The organism is Pseudomonas sp. SC11 (genome assembly GCF_047039205.1).
Lineage (GTDB): Bacteria > Pseudomonadota > Gammaproteobacteria > Pseudomonadales > Pseudomonadaceae > Aquipseudomonas > Aquipseudomonas boreofloridensis.
In genome coordinates, this window is record NZ_CP178183.1 from 458304 (window position 1) to 476200 (window position 17897).

A 17897-nucleotide genomic window follows, 5' to 3' on the forward strand; every position below is an offset into this window, starting at 1 on the left:
GCCCTGTGGGGGCGGGCTTGCACCGCGATGGGCTGCACCGCTTTCGACCTGCCGTAAACAGGCATCCCTTTGTCGCATCCAGTCAGTGCAGCGACACCCATCAGGCCCACAATTCCCCCATTCCAGTAACGCATGCCGCCCATGGATGGCGGCGCTTCAACCACCGCTGCATAAGTACAAATCAAGCGAGGTAAGAGCATGTCTGGTAACCGTGGAGTGGTGTATCTCGGCGCAGGCAAGGTCGAGGTGCAGAAGATCGACTACCCCAAAATGCAGGACCCACGCGGCAAGAAGATCGAGCACGGCGTGATCCTCAAGGTGGTTTCCACCAACATCTGCGGCTCCGACCAGCACATGGTCCGTGGTCGCACCACCGCTCAGGTCGGCCTGGTCCTGGGTCACGAAATCACCGGTGAAATCGTCGAGAAAGGCCGCGACGTCGAGCGCATGCAGATCGGCGACCTGGTCTCGGTGCCGTTCAACGTAGCCTGCGGTCGCTGCCGTTCCTGCAAGGAAATGCACACGGGCGTGTGCCTGACCGTCAACCCGGCTCGCGCTGGCGGCGCCTACGGCTATGTCGACATGGGCGACTGGACCGGTGGCCAGGCCGAGTACGTGCTGGTGCCCTATGCCGACTTCAACCTGCTCAAACTGCCTGAGCGCGACAAGGCCATGGAGAAGATCCGTGACCTGACCTGCCTGTCCGACATCCTGCCCACCGGCTACCACGGCGCCGTCACCGCAGGCGTCGGCCCGGGCAGCACCGTCTATGTGGCCGGTGCCGGTCCGGTCGGTCTGGCAGCGGCCGCCTCGGCACGCCTGTTGGGTGCGGCCTGCGTGATCGTGGGTGACCTCAACCCGGCGCGTCTGGCCCATGCCAAGGCCCAGGGCTTCGAGGTGGTCGACCTGTCCAAGGACACCCCGCTGCACGAGCAGATCGTCGACATCCTCGGCGAGCCGGAAGTGGATTGCGCGGTCGATGCGGTGGGCTTCGAGGCCCGCGGCCACGGCCACGAGGGCGCCAAGCACGAGGCCCCGGCCACCGTGCTCAACTCGCTGATGCAAGTCACTCGCGTGGCCGGCAGCATCGGTATTCCGGGCCTGTACGTGACGGAAGACCCAGGTGCCGTGGACGCTGCGGCGAAGATCGGTGCGCTGAGCATCCGCTTCGGCCTGGGCTGGGCCAAGTCGCACAGCTTCCACACCGGCCAGACGCCGACCATGAAGTACAACCGCCAACTGATGCAGGCGATCATGTGGGACCGGATCAACATCGCCGAAGTGGTGGGTGTGCAGGTCATCAGCCTGGATCAGGCGCCGGAAGGCTACGGCGAGTTCGATGCCGGCGTACCGAAGAAATTCGTCATCGATCCGCACAAGACCTTTAGCGCTGCCTGACACTACAGGGGCCGCTCTGCGGCCCCACCGCCTTGCACAACCGCCGCAGCCCTGGGCGGTTGTGCACCCCGTTGGTCAACACCATTCATCCAAACTGATATTTTTATCAGTGTGCCTCTGTTCGTTTGTCTTCTAGTTTGGAAGTGCATGTCACTGAAGCCGTCTTGAGTACTTCAAGCGGCACAGCTCTTCCATCGACAACGAGGCTTGGCACATGAAAACTTCAATGGCTGTTAGCGCGGGCGTTCTGTTTCTGCTCATGAGCACTGCTCACGCGGCACCGTCCCCTACAAAACCGGCTGACGATGACAGTGGATGGGTGCCTACCCAGGTGCAGAAAACCATTCCGGTGGTGGCCTCGGCGCACGTCACGCTGTTGGCATCGGGATCTCTAAGCTAAGAGGTCTGTAGACTCAGGCCCCCTTTCCAAGGGGGCCGTCCCGTCAATGGTATCGCTGGAGATGCGCAGCAGTTCGAGCATGAAACATGCCCGCGCTTGTGGATCCCAGGTGCACTCAATTTTCCGCGCGGTACGTCCACTCACCGTGGCCACTGTGTCCTGCAACAGCCCCGCTCCCACCTGATATTTCTACCAGTTACGGTCGAGCAATCGACTTGCTAGCGTTCTTGCGCGGATAGACAAGTATCTCCCGCTCGTAAATGGCTGACGACTTGTGAATGTCGACCCTATTGCCAGCGCCTGGCAAGGACGGACCTATGTGGATGAAACGCTCGGTGGCACTCGGGATACTTGCGTTGGTGGCGGCTTGTGCACGAACGCCCGAGGTCGCGGTCGATGCAGGTATGGAAGCCCGCGGGGGCCAAACGCCGACAATGAGTTCGGTAAGTTCGGCACCGCTGGATGTCTCCGCCACGGGCGTGCAGGCGGCCGAACAGTTGACCCGCTGGTACGAACAGACGCGCCGGGATTGCGGGGGAGCCACAGCGCCAGCTTACTTGTGTTCAGGTGTCATGATGCGCGGTACGCAAAGCGGGCAAAGTTGGTTGCCTTGGGATCCGAGCCCGCCCTCGGTCGCCAGTGGAGGCGTATCCTTTGCGTGGATAAGGACAGACATGAGCTTCTCGACATTGCCGTTGGATTACAACAATGGGTACATATTCTATCCGGCGCAGGAAACACCAGCAGGCAAGAACTCAACGATCCAGGTGCTGTGCTCCTTTCCCTTCGACGCCTGGACAGACAGTCGTAATCAGCAAAGCTGCGGGATATCGCCCGAGTATCCGACCCAGAGCCGGGCGTGCAATGAACAGGGCATCGATACCGCCGCGAAGTGGATAACCCATTTCAACAGCGCGCCGAATAAATACAAGGCGCAGTGTGGTTGGAATCTGCGACAGGGGCAGCCCGCTACCGCAGATCGTTTTTTCCAGACAATAAGTGCGAAGCAACTGCTGAGCGGGTTTCACCGCACGGCCAACAACGAACTGCGTTTGGCGACGTGGGCCACGGGCAGCGGCGCACAACTGCCCATTCAATCATTCTTCTATATTGCCGGTAGCCAGGGCCTGGTCAGTGCACAGGATGACCAACGGCGCTATTTTCAAAGCTATCAGCAAATAGTTCCCGTTATTCAACTCACGTTGCCGGCGAGTGCGGGCGCAAAGGCGGCTTTTGTTTATCGTGAGAGCGATCAAGCCGTAGGTGGCGGTGAATCGTCGAGATTTATCGATTTTGAGAACGTTGCATTTCAGGAAGGAAGGACGGAAATTTCGCTTCCACAAGCGCGATTTTATTTTTCCGCCAACGGCGGTAACAGTAAGTTGGCAATACGTAGCGCCGGCACACCCTCAAATGGCATTACGGGGCGCTTCCTGCACATGACAAAAAATACGGCTAATTTCAGTGCGGAGCTGATCATCATGCCTGTTACCCCTGCTAGTCGTATAGTTTTGGATGTGGACAATCCTTCTGTGTATCGCCCCTATAATCACTCATCGGTACTGTACACGGATGGAACGGGGCATGGGATCAACTTCCCATTCCCTGGGTTTGATTTCAGTGCACCTGCTGGAAAGAAAATAAAATACATCGAATTCCAAGACTTTGAGCGACGTATCGATAACATCCGTTTCTACGACTGATTGTCCGGCTTGCCGAAAAACCAGTCTGCTTGGCTTTTCGGCAACTTCTTCATGTTGCCGGTGTTCGTTCGCCTCACGTCAATTCTGCGCGTATTGCTTGGATTCGGGTGTCCTTGTCGTGTCACAGTGGGTTCACCCACGCCTGAACTTTCTGCCAGAACTCTGAAGGTGTGTTTGCTGGCACGAATATGATTTACCAAATCGGCGTACTTGTTTCTGTCTTTTCCGGGGTTCTGTGAAGAACCTTTAAAAGGGGGGGCGTCCCGTCAATGGTATCGCTGGAGATGCGCAGCAGTTCGAGCATGAAACATGCCCGCGCTTGTGGATCCCTGGTGCACTCAATTTTCCGCGCGGTACGTCCACTCACCGTGGGTACCCTATCCTGCAACAGCCCCGCTCCCACCTGATATTTCTACCAGTTACGGTCGAGCAATCGACTTGCTAGCGTTCTTGCGCGGATAGACAAGTATCTCCCGCTCGTAAATGGCTGACGACTTGTGAATGTCGACCCTATTGCCAGCGCCTGGCAAGGACGGACCTATGTGGATGAAACGCTCGGTGGCACTCGGGATACTTGCGTTGGTGGCGGCTTGTGCACGAACGCCCGAGGTCGCGGTCGATGCAGGTATGGAAGCCCGCGGGGGCCAAACGCCGACAATGAGTTCGGTAAGTTCGGCACCGCTGGATGTCTCCGCCACGGGCGTGCAGGCGGCCGAACAGTTGACCCGCTGGTACGAACAGACGCGCCGGGATTGCGGGGGAGCCACAGCGCCAGCTTACTTGTGTTCAGGTGTCATGATGCGCGGTACGCAAAGCGGGCAAAGTTGGTTGCCTTGGGATCCGAGCCCGCCCTCGGTCGCCAGTGGAGGCGTATCCTTTGCGTGGATAAGGACAGACATGAGCTTCTCGACATTGCCGTTGGATTACAACAATGGGTACATATTCTATCCGGCGCAGGAAACACCAGCAGGCAAGAACTCAACGATCCAGGTGCTGTGCTCCTTTCCCTTCGACGCCTGGACAGACAGTCGTAATCAGCAAGGCTGCGGGATATCGCCCGAGTATCCGACCCAGAGCCGGGCGTGCAATGAACAGGGCATCGATACCGCCGCGAAGTGGATAACCCATTTCAACAGCGCGCCGAATAAATACAAGGCGCAGTGTGGTTGGAATCTGCGACAGGGGCAGCCCGCTACCGCAGATCGTTTTTTCCAGACAATAAGTGCGAAGCAACTGCTGAGCGGGTTCCACCGCACGGCCAACAACGAACTGCGTTTGGCGACGTGGGCCACGGGCAGCGGCGCACAACTGCCCATTCAATCATTCTTCTATATTGCCGGTAGCCAGGGCCTGGTTGGGGCTCAGGATGATCAGCGTCGGTATTATCAACATTACAACCAAGTGGTGCCTGTCATTCAATTGACCATGGCGGCTAATGCCAACGGCAAGGCCAACTTCGTCTATCGCCAAGCCGATCAGGTGATCGGGGATGAGGGACGTCCTGGCACGCTGATAGACTTCGAGTCCGTTGCAATGCAGGACGGCCTGGCTGAGCTTCGCCTTCCCCAGGCGCGGATTTGGGTTCATCCGATCGAGTGGACACGTGAAGTCAGCATGGCTGTGCGTGATGAGAAACGGCCCGGCAATGGTATTAGTGGACATTATCTATACGTGCGGAAAAATACCGGGAAAAATTTGATTCAAGTGATTATCGAACCGCCTCAATCAGTCAGTCGTGTCGTGATAGATATGGACAGCCCCGAGGGACAACCGATCAATACAGGTGTCGTGTACTACACCGATGGGACTTATAATCACTTCTACCCCCGATTCCCGGGTTTCGACTTGACAGCGCCCGCAGGAAAAAGGATCAAGTCGATCGCATTCGACGACTATGAACGACGGATAGATAACATCCGGTTCTACGATTGAACGTCGCTACGGCACAACCGAGCCAGTCTCGGTTATGCTCGGCGAGGGTAGACCCCTCGGCCTATCTTCCGCCCATTGGCAAGGCGTGGACGCTTTCATGAAACACGTCGCAGGCCTCGGAACAACCTCCTTATCGCCCAGTCAAATGCCGCGTTTCCCAGGCCATCCCGGCCGATGAGGTCCGCGCAATGAAAGCCATCACTCTGGCAACCCTGATGACCCTGGCCGCAAGCCCGGTGTTCGCCTTCAATCTCAATGACGCCGCCGATGTGGTCTCCGCGCTGCAAGGGCCGAATCAGAAGACCGAGGCGCCGGCGCCTCAAGCCAACTTGCTCAATACCTTGGGTCGCGATCTGAAGATCACCCCCGAACAGGCCGTCGGCGGCGCGGGTGCCATGCTGGGCCTGGCACGCAACAACCTGAGCAAAGCCGATTACGGCCAGTTGACCCAGGCCGTGCCGGGCCTTGACCAGTTGACTGGGGCCAATGCCTTGGGTGGATTGCAGGGACTGGACGCATTGCTTGGCAAGGGCAGTGGGCATCAGTCGGCGCTGAGCAGCGCGCTGGGCAATGTGGAAAACCGCAACGACCTGGACAGCGCGTTCAAGGCGCTGGGCATGGATACCGGGATGATCGGCCAGTTCGCGCCGCTGATCCTGCAGTACCTGGGTCAACAGGGCGTGGCTGGGTCGCTGCTGCAGAACCTGAGTAGCCTGTGGACGACACCTGCGCGCACGGTGCCGTCTGTCTGAGGGCGGTGCGATTCAGCGCAGTTCGGCGCGCAGTTGCTCGATGCGCTGGTCCTTGTCTTCCCACAGCTGGTTCACCCACGCCTGAACCTTCTGCCGGAACACTGGATCGCTCTCGTAGTCGCCTTCGCACAGTGCCGGGTCCAGCTCGCGCACGCGGATATCGATGATCACCCGCTCGATGCTGCCATTGAGCAGCGCCCAGAACCCCGGTGCCTTGTTCCCCGGATAGACGATGGTCACATCGAGCAGGGCATCGAGCTGCTGGCCCAGGGCCGCCAGCACGAAGGCCACGCCGCCGGCCTTGGGCTTGAGCAGGTGGCGATAGGGCGACTGCTGCTCAGCGCGCTTGGCCTCGGTGAAGCGGGTGCCTTCGAGGTAGTTGACCACGGTCACTGGCTGGCGCTTGAACAGCTCGCAGGCCGCCTTGGTGATTTCCAGGTCCTTGCCTTTGAGCTCGGGGTGCTTCTCCAGGAAGGCCTTGCTGTAGCGCTTCATGAACGGATAGTCCAACCCCCACCAGGCCAGCCCCAGCAGCGGCACCCAGATCAGTTCTTTCTTGAGGAAGAACTTGAAGAACGGCACCCGCCGGTTGAGGCTTTCGATCAGCGCCGGGATATCGACCCAGCTCTGGTGGTTGCTGATGCACAGGTAGGAGGTGTGCGGGTGCAGTTCGTCGACGCCGCGAATGTCCCATTGGGTGGGAATGCACAGGGCGAAGATGGCCTTGTCGATTTCCGACCAGGTCTCGGCGATCCACATCACCGCCATCGAGGCGTAATCGCGTCCACGTCCGGGCAGCACCAGCTTGAGCAGGGCAAAGACCAGCAAAGGGCAGATCAACACCACGGTGTTGAGCAGCAGCAGGGCGGTGGTGAGAATGCCGGTCAGCAGGCGACGCATAGATAAACTCTTGTTGTGTGAAATTTCTGGTTGGCAATGATAAGCAGGCCAACGCCTTACGCCAAACGCCCGTTGCTCGACGGCACGGACAAATGTTTCACATTATGTGGGGTAGGTTAGAGGCAGCGGCAAGTTGCGAGCGGCAAGCGGCAAGACAAAGCCGTCGCACCCTGTCCAGCTTGCAGCTTGCAGCTTGCAGCTTGCAGCTTGCAGCTGAAGCCCCCTCCGTTCGACCTCAAGGAAATGTGTTCTGTGAAATCCATGCTTGCTCTCCTTTCACTGCTCGCGCTGCCGGTCATGGCGGCCGAGCCGACCCTGTATGGCCGCTACGAGTACATCAAGCTCCCCGAGATCGGTCAGACCCTCAAGGCCAAGATGGACACCGGTGCATACACCGCCTCGCTGTCGGCCAAGGACATCGAGACCTTCACCCGTGATGGCGAGGACTGGGTGCGTTTCCGCCTCGCCACCAAGGATGCCGATGGCAAGGTCTACGAGCACAAGGTGGCGCGCATCAGCAAGATCAAGGCCCGTGTCGGCGATGACGAGGACGAGGACGAACCCTCCGAAGCCGCACGCCGCCCGGTGGTGGACCTGGAGCTGTGCCTGGGCGACGTCAAGCGCACGGTCGAGGTCAACCTCACCGACCGCAGCAACTTCAACTATCCGCTGCTGATCGGCGCCAAGGCCCTGCGCGAGTTCAAGGCCGCCGTGAACCCCGCCCGCCGCTACACCGCCGATAAGCCGGGCTGCTGATGCAGCAGTTGCAAGCTGCAAGCTGCAAGCGGCAAGCTGCAAGAAAAAGCGGATCGGTATAGGTTCGCACGCAGCGCTTTTTCTTGAAGCTTGAGGCTGCTGACGCAGCAGCTTTGAGCTGCAAGCTTCAAGCTGCAAGAAAGAGCGGATCGGTATAGGCTCGTGCGCAGCGCTTTTTCTTGCAGCTTGCAGCTTGCAGCTTGCAGCTTGCCGCTTGTGGCTTGCAACCCGAGGCTTTCCCGTGCCGCACATCCTCATCGTCGAAGACGAATCCGCCATTGCCGATACGCTCGTTTACGCCCTGCAGGCCGACGGGCACAGCACCACCTGGGTGAGCCTGGGTGGGCAGGCGCTGGAGCAGATGCGCCTGCGGCCGGCCGATCTGGTGATCCTCGACATCGGGCTGCCGGACATCAGCGGCTTCGAGACCTGTCGGCAACTGCGGCGCTTCAGCGAAGTGCCGGTGATGTTTCTCAGTGCTCGCGACGGCGAGATCGACCGCGTGGTGGGCCTGGAAATCGGCGCCGACGACTACGTGGTCAAGCCGTTCAGCCCGCGTGAGGTCAGTGCGCGGGTGCGGGCGATCCTCAAACGCATGGCCCCGCGCGTGGAGGCGAGCGCAGCGGTGGCTGCGTTCGAGGTCGATACCCTGGCCATGCGCATTCTTTACCAAGGCCAGGCGTTGACGCTCACGCGCCATGAGTTCCGCCTCCTGCAATGCCTGCTCGAGCAGCCACGGCGGGTGTTCAGCCGCGAGCAATTGCTCGACGGCCTGGGCGTGCCGTCCGATGTCGGCTATGAGCGCACCGTCGACAGCCACATCAAGAGCCTGCGCGCCAAGCTGCGTCAGGTGGCGCCCGAGGCAGAGCCGATCCAGACCCATCGCGGGCTGGGCTACAGCTACAGCCCGGACCACACCTGATGCGCCTGGGTATTCGCATCTTTCTGGTGTATTTCCTGTTCGTCGGGCTGTCGGGCTACTTTCTGCTCAACACCGTACGCGAGCAGATTCGCCCGGTGGTGCGCCAGTCCTCCGAGGAAACCCTGGTGGACACCGCCAACCTGCTGGCCGAGATCGTCCATGACGACGTCAAGGCTGGCACGCTTGGACAAAGTCACCTGCCGCAGGTGATGAAGTCCTACGGGCAGCGCCGCCCTGGCGCCGAGATCTGGGGCTTGGCGAAGAATCAGGTCAGCCACCGCATCTATGTCACTGACGCCCAAGGCATCGTCTTGCTCGATTCCAGCGGTCAGGCGCTGGGCCAGGACTACTCGCGCTGGAACGACGTCTACCTGACCTTGCGCGGCCAGTATGGCGCCCGCTCGACCCGCAGCGACCCAAACGACGAAAGCACTTCGGTGATGCATGTGGCGGCGCCGATCCTCGACGCCGGGCGCATCATCGGCGTGGTGACCGTGGCCAAGCCCAACAGCTCGCTGCAACCCTACATCGACCGTTCCGAGCGGCGCTTGCTGACGCTCGGCCTGGGCTTGATCGTGCTGGGCCTGCTGGTGGGCGCGGCGTTGTCCTGGTGGCTGGCGCGCTCGCTGCGCCGACTCACCCGCTATGCCCAGGCCGTCAGCGAGGGCCAGCGCGCGGCGCTGCCGCACTACAAAGGGGGCGAGTTGCTGCAGTTGGCCACGGCGGTCGAGCGCATGCGCACGCAACTGGAGGGCAAGGCGTATGTCGAGCGCTACGTGCATACCCTGACCCACGAGTTGAAGAGCCCGCTGGCGGCGATTCGCGGCGCATCGGAGCTGCTACAGGCGCCGATGGCCGACGAGCAGCGCGCCCGCTTCGCCGGCAATATCGAGCGCGAGAGCGAGCGTTTGCAGCAGATGATCGAACGCCTGCTGAATCTGGCGCGGGTCGAGCAGATGCAGACGCTGGAGGATGAGCAGCAGGTCTCGGTGGCGCTGCTGATCGAAGACATGCTGCACAGCTATGCGCCACGTATCGAGAGCGCCGCTGTGCAGGTCGCCCAGCAGGTGCCGCACGACCTGCGCTTGCTGGGCGACCCCTTCCTGTTGCGTCAGAGCCTGGCCAACCTGCTGGATAACGCCCTGGACTTCACGCCGCCGGGCGGTGCGCTGGTGTTCGCCTTGGAGCGTGCAGGCGAGCGCGTGGCCCTGAGTCTGTTCAATCAGGGCGAGCCCATTCCGGATTACGCCCTGGAGCGGGTCAGCGAGCGCTTCTATTCATTGCCGCGGCCGGGCACCGGGCGCAAGAGTACCGGCCTGGGGCTGAACTTCGTCGCCGAGGTGATGCACCTGCATGGCGGCACGCTGGCCGTCGACAACGTCGAAGGCGGTGTGCGGGTTCGCCTGTGGCTGCCGATGCGACGCATCAGCTGACACCCCAACTCCACACACTCTCCACAGAACCTCCCCATTGGCTCCACGTGCCGGGCGCAACCTGCGTCCATCACCCTCGGAGTCCAACCCCCATGAACAAGACCCTCGGTTTCAAGCTCGGCCTGATCGGCGTGCTGATGCTGTTGTTGCTCATTCCCCTGCTGATGATCGGCAACCTGATCGACGAGCGCCAGAACCTGCGCGACAGCGTGTTGCAGGACATCGCCCAGCGCTCGAGCTTCGACCAGCAGATCAGCGGCCCGCTGCTGGTGGTGCCCTATCGCAAGTTGCAGCGGCGCTGGATCGAGAAGGACGGCAAGCGCGTCGAGGAAACCAGCTCCATCGCCGGTCACCTGTATTTCCTGCCGGAAACCTTCGACGTGCAGAGCCAGGTGGATACCGAGCTGCGCGCTCGCGGGATCTATCAGGCGCGGCTGTTTCATGCCAAGAGCCAGATCGGCGGGCGCTTCAAGCTGCCCGCGCGCTGGGGGATCGAGAAAGACTTCGACGACTACCGTTTCGACACCCCGTTCGTGGCGGTGGGCGTCAGCGATATCCGCGGTATCGAGCATGCCACCGAGTTCAGCTTCGACGGCCAGCGCCTGCCGTTCGAGGCCGGGACCGGTCTGGACTGGATGAGCGGCGGCCTGCATGTCGCCCTGCCGCAGCTCGACGGTGAGCAGGCCCGCGCGTTCGACTATGGTTTCGACCTCGGCCTGCAGGGCACCGGGCAACTGCAGGTGCTGCCCGTGGGCCGCAGCAGCCGGGTGCAGATGCACGCCAACTGGCCGCACCCCAGCTTCATCGGCAGCTACCTGCCGGCCAGCCGCGACATCGACGCCAACGGCTTCACCGCGCACTGGCAGACCTCGATTTTCGCCACCAACCTGGAAGACGCCTTGCGCCAGTGTGCCGAGTCCGACAAATGCGCAGCGTTCAGCGAGCGCACCTTCGGCGTGAGCTTCGTCGACCCGGTGGACCAGTACCTCAAGAGCGAGCGGGCGATCAAGTACGCGCTGCTGTTCATCGCCCTGACCTTTGCCGGCTTCTTCCTGTTCGAGGTACTGAAGAACCTCAGCGTGCACCCGGTGCAATACGTGCTGGTGGGGGTGGCGCTGGCGCTGTTCTACCTGCTGCTGCTGTCGTTGTCGGAGCACCTGGGCTTTGCCTTGGCGTATGCGCTGTCGGCGGCGGCCTGCGTGCTGTTGATCGGTTTCTACCTGAGCCATGTGCTGCACAGCCTCGGCCGCGGGATCGGCTTCGCGGCCGGGCTGGCGGCGCTGTACGGACTGCTCTATGGCCTGCTCAGCGCTGAGGACTATGCGCTGCTGATGGGCTCGCTGCTGTGCTTCGGTCTGCTGGGCGTGTTCATGGTGCTGACCCGCCGGCTGGACTGGTCGCGGGTGGGGAGGGGCGCATGAGGGAGGACAAGGAGATCGGGCGCTGGTTGGCGCTGCAGGTGGGGTTGTTGTTTGCGCTCAGACCCAGGCCACTGCGGCTGAAACGCCCCTGATGGTGTTCACTCAAGCGATGTATGGCTGGGATTGGGGCTGCTGTGCAGCCCATCGCGACACAAGGCCGCTCCTACAGGGTCCGGACAGCCTCATGTTTCAGGGATTACGCGCACGTTGTGGGAGCGGCCTTGTGCCGCGAAAGGGCCGCTAAGCGGCCCCATCTTACTCCTGCTGTCAGGCCACCGGCACGGTAGCGAGCATCGAGGGTCGCTGGCTCACCTCGGCATACCAGGCCGCCAGCCCTGGCTGTTGCTCGCGCCAGCCGAACGCAGGCTGGCGCAGGTCCAGATAACCCAGTGCACAGGCCACGCCGATGGCGACGATGTCGAAGCCCGAGGCGATTTCCGCCAGGTGCTGCTGTTCCAGGTTCGCCAGGCTGCGACGGATCTTCTGCGATTGTGCCTGCAACCAGCCGTCCCAGCGTTTGTCTTCGGGACGCAGGACGCTTTCGTAGCGGCTCGACACCGCCGCGTCGAGGATCGCATCGGCCTGTGACGCCAGGGTCAGGCGCCGCCAGCGTGCCGAGCCCTCGCGCGGAATCAGTGGCTGGCCGACGTGCTGGGTGTCGAGGTATTCGCAGATCACCCGGCTGTCGTGCAGCACCGTGCCGTCGGCCAGGCGCAGGGCCGGGATCTTGCCGATCGGGTTGTCCTGGTCGAGTTGCGCATCGCCATTGACCGGGCTGATGTTGACCGCCTGCAAGGTCACGCGCGACAACTGCCCGGTTTCGTGCAGCACCAGCATGACCTTGCGCACGAACGGCGACAGCGGCGAATGAAACAGCACCATGCCCACGGTTCAGTTGCCTTGCAGGCTGGGTGGCAGGCAGACGCCCGTGCCGCCGATGCCGCAGTACCCTTCCGGATTCTTGGCCAGGTACTGCTGGTGATAGGCCTCGGCGAAGTAGACCGTCGGCGCCTGCTCGATCTCGGTGGTGATCTGGCCGAAACCGGCCTTGTCCAGCTCGGCCTGGAACGCTTCACGGCTGGCCTTGGCCTGCTCCAGTTGTTCGGGCGAGGTGCAGAAGATCGCCGAGCGGTACTGGGTGCCGACGTCGTTGCCCTGGCGCATGCCCTGGGTTGGGTTATGCAACTCCCAGAACATCGCCAGCAGTTCGCGGTAGCTGACCTTGTCCTTGTCGAACACCACCAGCACCACTTCGGTGTGGCCGGTCAGGCCCGAGCATACTTCTTCGTAGGTGGGGTTGGGGGTGAAACCGCCGGCATAGCCGACCACCGTGCTGACCACGCCGTCGCGCTGCCAGAAGCGCCGTTCCGCGCCCCAGAAACAGCCCAGGCCGAAGATCGCGAAGTCGACGTCCTGGAAGAACGGGCCGAGCAGCGGCGTGCCTTCGAACACGTAGTGGAACTCAGGCAGCGCCATCGGCGTTTCACGGCCGGGCAGGGCCTGTTCGGCGGTGGGCAGGACGTTTTTGTTCACCAGGATTTCCGAGCGCAGGACCATGGAAGGCTCCTCTGTTTGGCAGTGGGACAGTGCGGTGGGCTGATCGCCGACAATTGCGCGATCAACTGCGAATAGACCTATAGTGCCCGAGCTTTGAGCGGCTGTCAGGCCACCGGACCGCGTGGGTAGCGCTTGAGCTTGTCGACCAGCTCGCGGCCGGGGATCGGCCGGTCGAACAGGTAGCCCTGGCCGACATCGCACCGGTGGCGACGCAGGAAGGCCAGTTGCTCGGACGTCTCGATGCCTTCGGCGACCACCTTGAGCTTGAGATTGTGGGCCATGGCCACCACCGCCGAGGTGATCTCCATGTCGTCCTGGTTGGCCGGAATCTCGCTGATGAAGCTGCGATCGATCTTGATGATGTCGATGGGAAACTTCTTCAGGTAGCTCAGCGACGAGTAACCGGTGCCGAAGTCATCCATGGCCAGGGTCAGCCCCAACTGCTTGAGTTCGTCCAACTGGCGCCGCGTATCCTCGGTGGCCTCCAGCAGCAGCCCTTCGGTCAACTCCAGCTCCAGCAGATGCGAGGGCAGGGCTTCTTCCTTGAGGATGGTGCCAATCGAGCTGACCAGCTCGGGATCGGAGAACTGCTTGGGCGACAGGTTGATCGCCACGTGCAGGTTGCCCAACCCGGCCTCGCGCAGCTCCTGGCTCATGCGGCAGGACTGGCGCACCACCCACTTGCCGATGGGGATGATCAGCCCGGTTTCCTCGGCCACGCTGATGAACTGGTCCGGGCGGATCATGCCGCGTTCCGGGTGGTTCCAGCGCAGCAACGCTTCGAGCCCCAGTAGACGCCCGCTGCGCAGGCACAGCTTGGGCTGGTAGAACACCTCCAGCTCGTTCTGGGTCAGCGCGCGGCGCAGGTTGTTCTCCACGAACAGCTTGTAGCTGGCCTCGGCGTTCAGCACTTCGGTGAAGATCTGCACCTGATGCTTGCCGTTGGCCTTGGCCTTGTGCAGCGCCAGGCCGGCGTTCTTCATCAGGGTCTGCGGGTCGGCGCCGTGCAGCGGTGCGCAGGCCAGGCCCACGGAGGCGGTGACGTTGATCAACTGGTTGTCGACGAACATCGGTTTGTCGAGGGTGCGCAGCAGTTGCAGGGCCACGGCCTGACCGTCTTCCAGGCTGGTGTCGTCCAGCAGCACGGCGAACTCGTTGCTGGCGAAGCGCGCCAGGCTGCCACCACTGTTCAAACTGTTGCGCAGGCGTCGGGCGAGGCTGATCAGCAGCTTGTCGCCGGTCTGATGGCCGAGGCTGTCGTTGATGCGCTTGAAGTTGTCGATGTCCACCAGCAGCAGGCAGATGGGAATGCTGCCCTCGCGGGCGAAGCGTTCGTCGAGGCTGCGGATGAACGCTGGGCGGTTACCGAGGCTGGTGAGGTTGTCGGTATAGGCCAGCCGCTCGATGCGCTGCTGGGCGAGCTTGCTCTGGGTGACGTCCTCGTAGATGCCGATGTAGTGGGTCAGCTCGCGATTGTCGCCGTACACCCTGGAAATCGACAGTTGTCCCCAGTAGGGCTCCAGGCTCTTGCGCCGGCTCTTGAACTCACCCTGCCAACTGTTGCTGGCAGCCAGGCTGGAGGGTGGGTCGAAGATCAGGTGGCTGAGGTTCTCCAGCGCCGGCAGTTCGGCCAAGTGATGGCCTTGGACTTCCTCGGTGCTGTACTGGGTGATGGCGGTGAAGCTGGGGTTGACGTACTCCACCACGCCGTCGCGGTTGACCAGCAGGAAGGCACTGGCGCTCTGTTCCACCGCGCGCTGGAACAGGTGCAAGGCACTGGTGGCGGTGCGCCGGTTGTGGTTGGTGATGACCTGGGCAAACTGGTCGGCCAGCTCGCCGGCGAAGGCGATCTCGTCGGATTGCCAGGCGCGCGGCTGGCCGGTCTGCTCCAGGCACAGCACGCCGACCACCTGACCGTCGACACGGATGCTGGCATCGAGCATGGCGTTGTCGAGGGTGTTCGACAGGCCTTGCACCAGATCGCGGGTGCGCGGGTCGTGACTGGCATTGTGCGCGTCGATGGCGCGGCTGGCGTGCAGCGCCTCGAGGTAGTCGGGGTAATGGCTGGCGTCGATCGGCTGCGGCAGGCGGTGGGCCTGTTCGCCCTGATACCAGGCGGTGATTGGTTCCAGGCGCTGTTCGTTGAGGTACCAGATGCTCGCGCAGTCGAGTCGATAGATCTCGCAGGCACTGCGGGTGATCAGCTCGGCGGCTTCGAGCAGCGAGTTGCTGGCACTGTAGCGCTGGCGCGCCAGGCGCAGGATCAGGTCCTGCTGGGCGCGGACCCGCTCCAGGTGTTCGAGCTGTTCCTGCTGGGCGCGCTGGTTGAGCTGCAGGGCCAATTGCAGGTGGCTGTTACGCGACTCCAGGGCGTTGGCATCCTGGGTCGAGAGGTCTTCGACCTGATCGTCGAGCACCGTCAGGTAGCCGCGCAGCAATTGACGGTTGTGCTGGGCATAGGCTTCGCCGGCTTCGAGCACGCGCAGTGGACCGCGAGCGCCGTGCAAGGTGTAGCGCACCCGGTAGTGCTTGCGCCGGGCCAGTTGGCGCTGGATCTCGTCGTGCAACTGATAACGCGCCTCGGGTTCCATGAGGCTGGCGTAGGGCGAGCCGACCAGCGCGCAGAGCTCGGCGGCGGGCAGGCCAAACTGGCGGTCGCAGGCCGGATCCAGGTACAGCATCGCCCAGCTCGCTTCGTTCAGCCGCTCGTAACGCAGCATGCCGAGCCGCGAAGGCACGGGTAACTGCGTCACGACCTCGGCCGCCACACAGCTGGCGACATCGGGTTGGCTATTCATCGAGAACTCGCTTGAACAAGGCGGTTGGCGCGGACTGCCGCAGAGGTGCGACGACGCGTTGAGCAAGGGTGCATCATGTCCCCTGAGCTGGCAAGCGGCCATAACACGGGCTTTGTCGGGTTATCGGCGGGGGCGCAGGAATCTGAAGCACGGGGCCGCATGGACAGCCTGCAAAAAAAGCCCCGCCAGAACATGGCGGGGTTGAGGTACGAGCGTGGCAGCTCGAAATCGATGCCCGCCTCCCCAGCGAGGGGAGGCGGTTGCTGCGTTACAGCAGCAGGGTGCGGATGTCCGCCAGCAGGTCGCTCAGGCGCTTGGTGAAGCGCGCGGCGGCGGCACCGTTGATCACCCGGTGATCGTAGGACAGCGACAGCGGCAGCATCAGCTTGGGCTGGAAGGCCTTGCCGTCCCAGACCGGCTGGATGGTGGCCTTGGACACGCCGAGGATCGCCACTTCCGGTGCGTTGACGATCGGCGTGAAGCCGGTGCCGCCAATGTGACCGAGGCTGGAGATGGTGAAGCAGGCGCCCTGCATGTCGTCGGACGACAGCTTCTTGTTGCGCGCCTTCTCGGCCAGTGCGGCCGCTTCGCCAGCCAGTTGCAGCAGGCTCTTCTGGTCGACGTTCTTGATCACCGGGACCAGCAGGCCGTCCGGGGTGTCCACGGCGAAGCCGACGTTGACGTACTTCTTGCGGATGATGGCCTTGCCGCTCGGCGCCAGCGAACTGTTGAAGTCCGGCAGCTCCTTGAGCAAGTGGGCGCACGCCTTGAGCAGCAGCGGCAGCACGGTCAGCTTGACGCCGGCCTTTTCCGCCACGGCCTTCTGCGCAACGCGGAAGGCTTCCAGCTCGGTGATGTCGGCCGAATCGAACTGGGTCACGTGGGGCACGTTCAGCCAGCTGCGGTGCAGGTTGGCGGCGCCGACCTGCATCAGACGGGTCAGGGCGACTTCTTCGACTTCGCCGAACTTGCTGAAGTCCACGACCGGGATCGGCGGGATGCCAGCACCGCCGGTCGCGCCGCCTGCGGCAGGCGCTTCCTTGGCTTTCTGCATCATCGCCTTGACGTAGACCTGCACGTCTTCCTTGAGGATGCGGCCGTGCGGGCCGGTCGGGCTGACGGCGCCCAGATCGACACCGAATTCACGGGCCAACTGACGCACGGCCGGGCCGGCGTGGACCTTGGCGTTGCTGGCAGCGGCAGGTGCGCTGGCAGCCGGCGCAGGTGCCGCCGCTTGGGCAGCGGCCGGCGCGGGCGCTGCGGCTGGGGCGGCTTCGGTCTTGGCGGCAGCGGGTGCTTCGGCCGGGGCCGCAGCGGCTGCCGGCGCAGCACCGGCCACTTCCAGCTTGAGGATCAGGTCACCGGTGCCGACTTCGTCGTCCAGCTTGGCAATCACTTCCTTGACCACGCCAGCGGCGGGGGAAGGGATTTCCATGGACGCTTTGTCCGACTCCAGGGTGATCAGCGACTGGTCGGCTTCGACGGTGTCGCCCGCCTTGACCAGCACTTCGATGATCTTGGCCTTGCCCGACGAGCCGATGTCCGGCACGTGGATGTCCTGCACGCTGGCTGCCGCAGGGGCAGCCGCTGGCGCTGGAGCGGCCTGTTCGGCCGGCTTCTCGGCAGCTGCGGGGGCGGCTGCGGGTTTTTCCTCGGCGGCGGCCGCCTCAGGCGCCGCAGCGGCGCCCTCGGCTTCCAGCACCAGCAGTTCGTCGCCTTCTTTCAGACGGTCGCCCAGCTTGACCTTCAGTTCCTTGACCACGCCAGCCTTGGGAGCTGGAATTTCCATGGAGGCCTTGTCCGACTCCAGGGTCAGCAGGCTCTGGTCGGCCTCGATGCGGTCGCCGACCTTGACGAACAGCTCGATGATTTCACCTTCACCGCTGCCGATGTCAGGTACGCGAATGAGTTCGCTCACTTAAAAA

At 62.6% G+C, this 17897-nt stretch carries 13 protein-coding genes; 8 read left to right on the plus strand and 5 right to left on the minus strand.

All coding sequences use genetic code 11. From position 1 onward, the window contains the following. Positions 1–198 precede the first annotated feature (198 nt). The 4 genes from fdhA (at position 199) to ACK2SD_RS02085 (ending at position 6185) form a co-directional block, all read left to right on the plus strand. Positions 199–1398 (plus strand): formaldehyde dehydrogenase, glutathione-independent, encoded by a 1200-nt coding sequence (gene fdhA, locus ACK2SD_RS02070; RefSeq protein ID WP_039581282.1) that lies wholly within the window; start codon positions 199–201, stop codon positions 1396–1398. A 717-nt stretch (positions 1399–2115) separates the two neighbouring features. After that, positions 2116–3501, plus strand: coding sequence for a hypothetical protein (locus tag ACK2SD_RS02075; protein ID WP_412461237.1), 1386 nt, complete (start codon positions 2116–2118; stop codon positions 3499–3501). A gap of 540 nt (positions 3502–4041) precedes the next feature. Beyond that, positions 4042–5433, plus strand: coding sequence for a hypothetical protein (locus ACK2SD_RS02080; protein ID WP_412461238.1), 1392 nt, complete (start codon positions 4042–4044; stop codon positions 5431–5433). 188 nt (positions 5434–5621) lie between these two features. Then, the gene (locus ACK2SD_RS02085; RefSeq protein WP_029615271.1) at positions 5622–6185 is read left to right on the plus strand and encodes a DUF2780 domain-containing protein; all 564 of its coding nucleotides are present in this window, start codon (positions 5622–5624) and stop codon (positions 6183–6185) included. Positions 6186–6197: 12 nt separating this feature from the next. Here the strand turns inward: ACK2SD_RS02085 and ACK2SD_RS02090 are convergent, their stop codons facing one another. Next, a complete protein-coding gene (locus ACK2SD_RS02090; RefSeq protein WP_116889629.1) occupies positions 6198–7085 on the minus strand; it encodes an acyltransferase in 888 nt (295 codons plus the stop codon). A 252-nt stretch (positions 7086–7337) separates the two neighbouring features. Here ACK2SD_RS02090 and ACK2SD_RS02095 point away from each other — a divergent pair, with 252 nt between their 5' ends. The 4 genes from ACK2SD_RS02095 (at position 7338) to creD (ending at position 11617) form a co-directional block, all read left to right on the plus strand. Next, a complete protein-coding gene (locus ACK2SD_RS02095; RefSeq protein ID WP_029615273.1) occupies positions 7338–7841 on the plus strand; it encodes an ATP-dependent zinc protease in 504 nt (167 codons plus the stop codon). A 241-nt stretch (positions 7842–8082) separates the two neighbouring features. Then, on the plus strand, positions 8083–8763 hold the full coding sequence (gene creB, locus ACK2SD_RS02100; protein ID WP_412461239.1) for a two-component system response regulator CreB: 681 nt from the start codon (positions 8083–8085) through the stop codon (positions 8761–8763). After that, positions 8763–10196, plus strand: coding sequence for a two-component system sensor histidine kinase CreC (gene creC / locus ACK2SD_RS02105; protein ID WP_412461240.1), 1434 nt, complete (start codon positions 8763–8765; stop codon positions 10194–10196). The genes creB and creC overlap by 1 nt, the downstream gene beginning before the upstream one ends. A gap of 92 nt (positions 10197–10288) precedes the next feature. After that, complete coding sequence (gene creD / locus ACK2SD_RS02110) at positions 10289–11617, plus strand: cell envelope integrity protein CreD (RefSeq protein ID WP_412461241.1); 1329 nt, start codon at positions 10289–10291, stop codon at positions 11615–11617. Positions 11618–11884: 267 nt separating this feature from the next. On the opposite strand, the gene ACK2SD_RS02115 is transcribed toward creD, so the two are convergent. The 4 genes from ACK2SD_RS02115 to aceF form a co-directional block, all read right to left on the minus strand. Beyond that, positions 11885–12499 (minus strand): glutathione S-transferase, encoded by a 615-nt coding sequence (locus ACK2SD_RS02115; protein WP_412461242.1) that lies wholly within the window; start codon positions 12497–12499, stop codon positions 11885–11887. A gap of 9 nt (positions 12500–12508) precedes the next feature. Further along, positions 12509–13174 carry a peptide-methionine (S)-S-oxide reductase MsrA gene (gene msrA / locus ACK2SD_RS02120; protein ID WP_039581267.1) on the minus strand — a complete coding sequence of 222 codons (666 nt, stop codon included), beginning with the start codon at positions 13172–13174 and terminating at the stop codon, positions 12509–12511. A 104-nt stretch (positions 13175–13278) separates the two neighbouring features. Then, positions 13279–15972 carry an EAL domain-containing protein gene (locus ACK2SD_RS02125; RefSeq protein WP_412461243.1) on the minus strand — a complete coding sequence of 898 codons (2694 nt, stop codon included), beginning with the start codon at positions 15970–15972 and terminating at the stop codon, positions 13279–13281. Between the two features lie 268 nt (positions 15973–16240). Continuing rightward, positions 16241–17890, minus strand: a complete 1650-nt coding sequence (aceF, locus tag ACK2SD_RS02130; protein ID WP_412461244.1) for a dihydrolipoyllysine-residue acetyltransferase — start codon at positions 17888–17890, stop codon at positions 16241–16243. Between the last annotated feature and the right edge of the window lie 7 nt (positions 17891–17897).

What these genes read in the sequence shown, in the direction of transcription:
- creD (WP_412461241.1), top strand. Translation starts at nt 10,289, where the DNA reads ATGAACAAGACCCTCGGTTTCAAGCTCGGCCTGATCGGCGTGCTGATG.
- fdhA (WP_039581282.1), top strand. Translation starts at nt 199, where the DNA reads ATGTCTGGTAACCGTGGAGTGGTGTATCTCGGCGCAGGCAAGGTCGAG.
- ACK2SD_RS02115 (WP_412461242.1), bottom strand. Translation starts at nt 12,499, where the DNA reads ATGGTGCTGTTTCATTCGCCGCTGTCGCCGTTCGTGCGCAAGGTCATG.
- ACK2SD_RS02090 (WP_116889629.1), bottom strand. Translation starts at nt 7,085, where the DNA reads ATGCGTCGCCTGCTGACCGGCATTCTCACCACCGCCCTGCTGCTGCTC.
- ACK2SD_RS02125 (WP_412461243.1), bottom strand. Translation starts at nt 15,972, where the DNA reads ATGAATAGCCAACCCGATGTCGCCAGCTGTGTGGCGGCCGAGGTCGTG.
- ACK2SD_RS02075 (WP_412461237.1), top strand. Translation starts at nt 2,116, where the DNA reads ATGTGGATGAAACGCTCGGTGGCACTCGGGATACTTGCGTTGGTGGCG.
- creC (WP_412461240.1), top strand. Translation starts at nt 8,763, where the DNA reads ATGCGCCTGGGTATTCGCATCTTTCTGGTGTATTTCCTGTTCGTCGGG.
- ACK2SD_RS02080 (WP_412461238.1), top strand. Translation starts at nt 4,042, where the DNA reads ATGTGGATGAAACGCTCGGTGGCACTCGGGATACTTGCGTTGGTGGCG.
- ACK2SD_RS02085 (WP_029615271.1), top strand. Translation starts at nt 5,622, where the DNA reads ATGAAAGCCATCACTCTGGCAACCCTGATGACCCTGGCCGCAAGCCCG.
- msrA (WP_039581267.1), bottom strand. Translation starts at nt 13,174, where the DNA reads ATGGTCCTGCGCTCGGAAATCCTGGTGAACAAAAACGTCCTGCCCACC.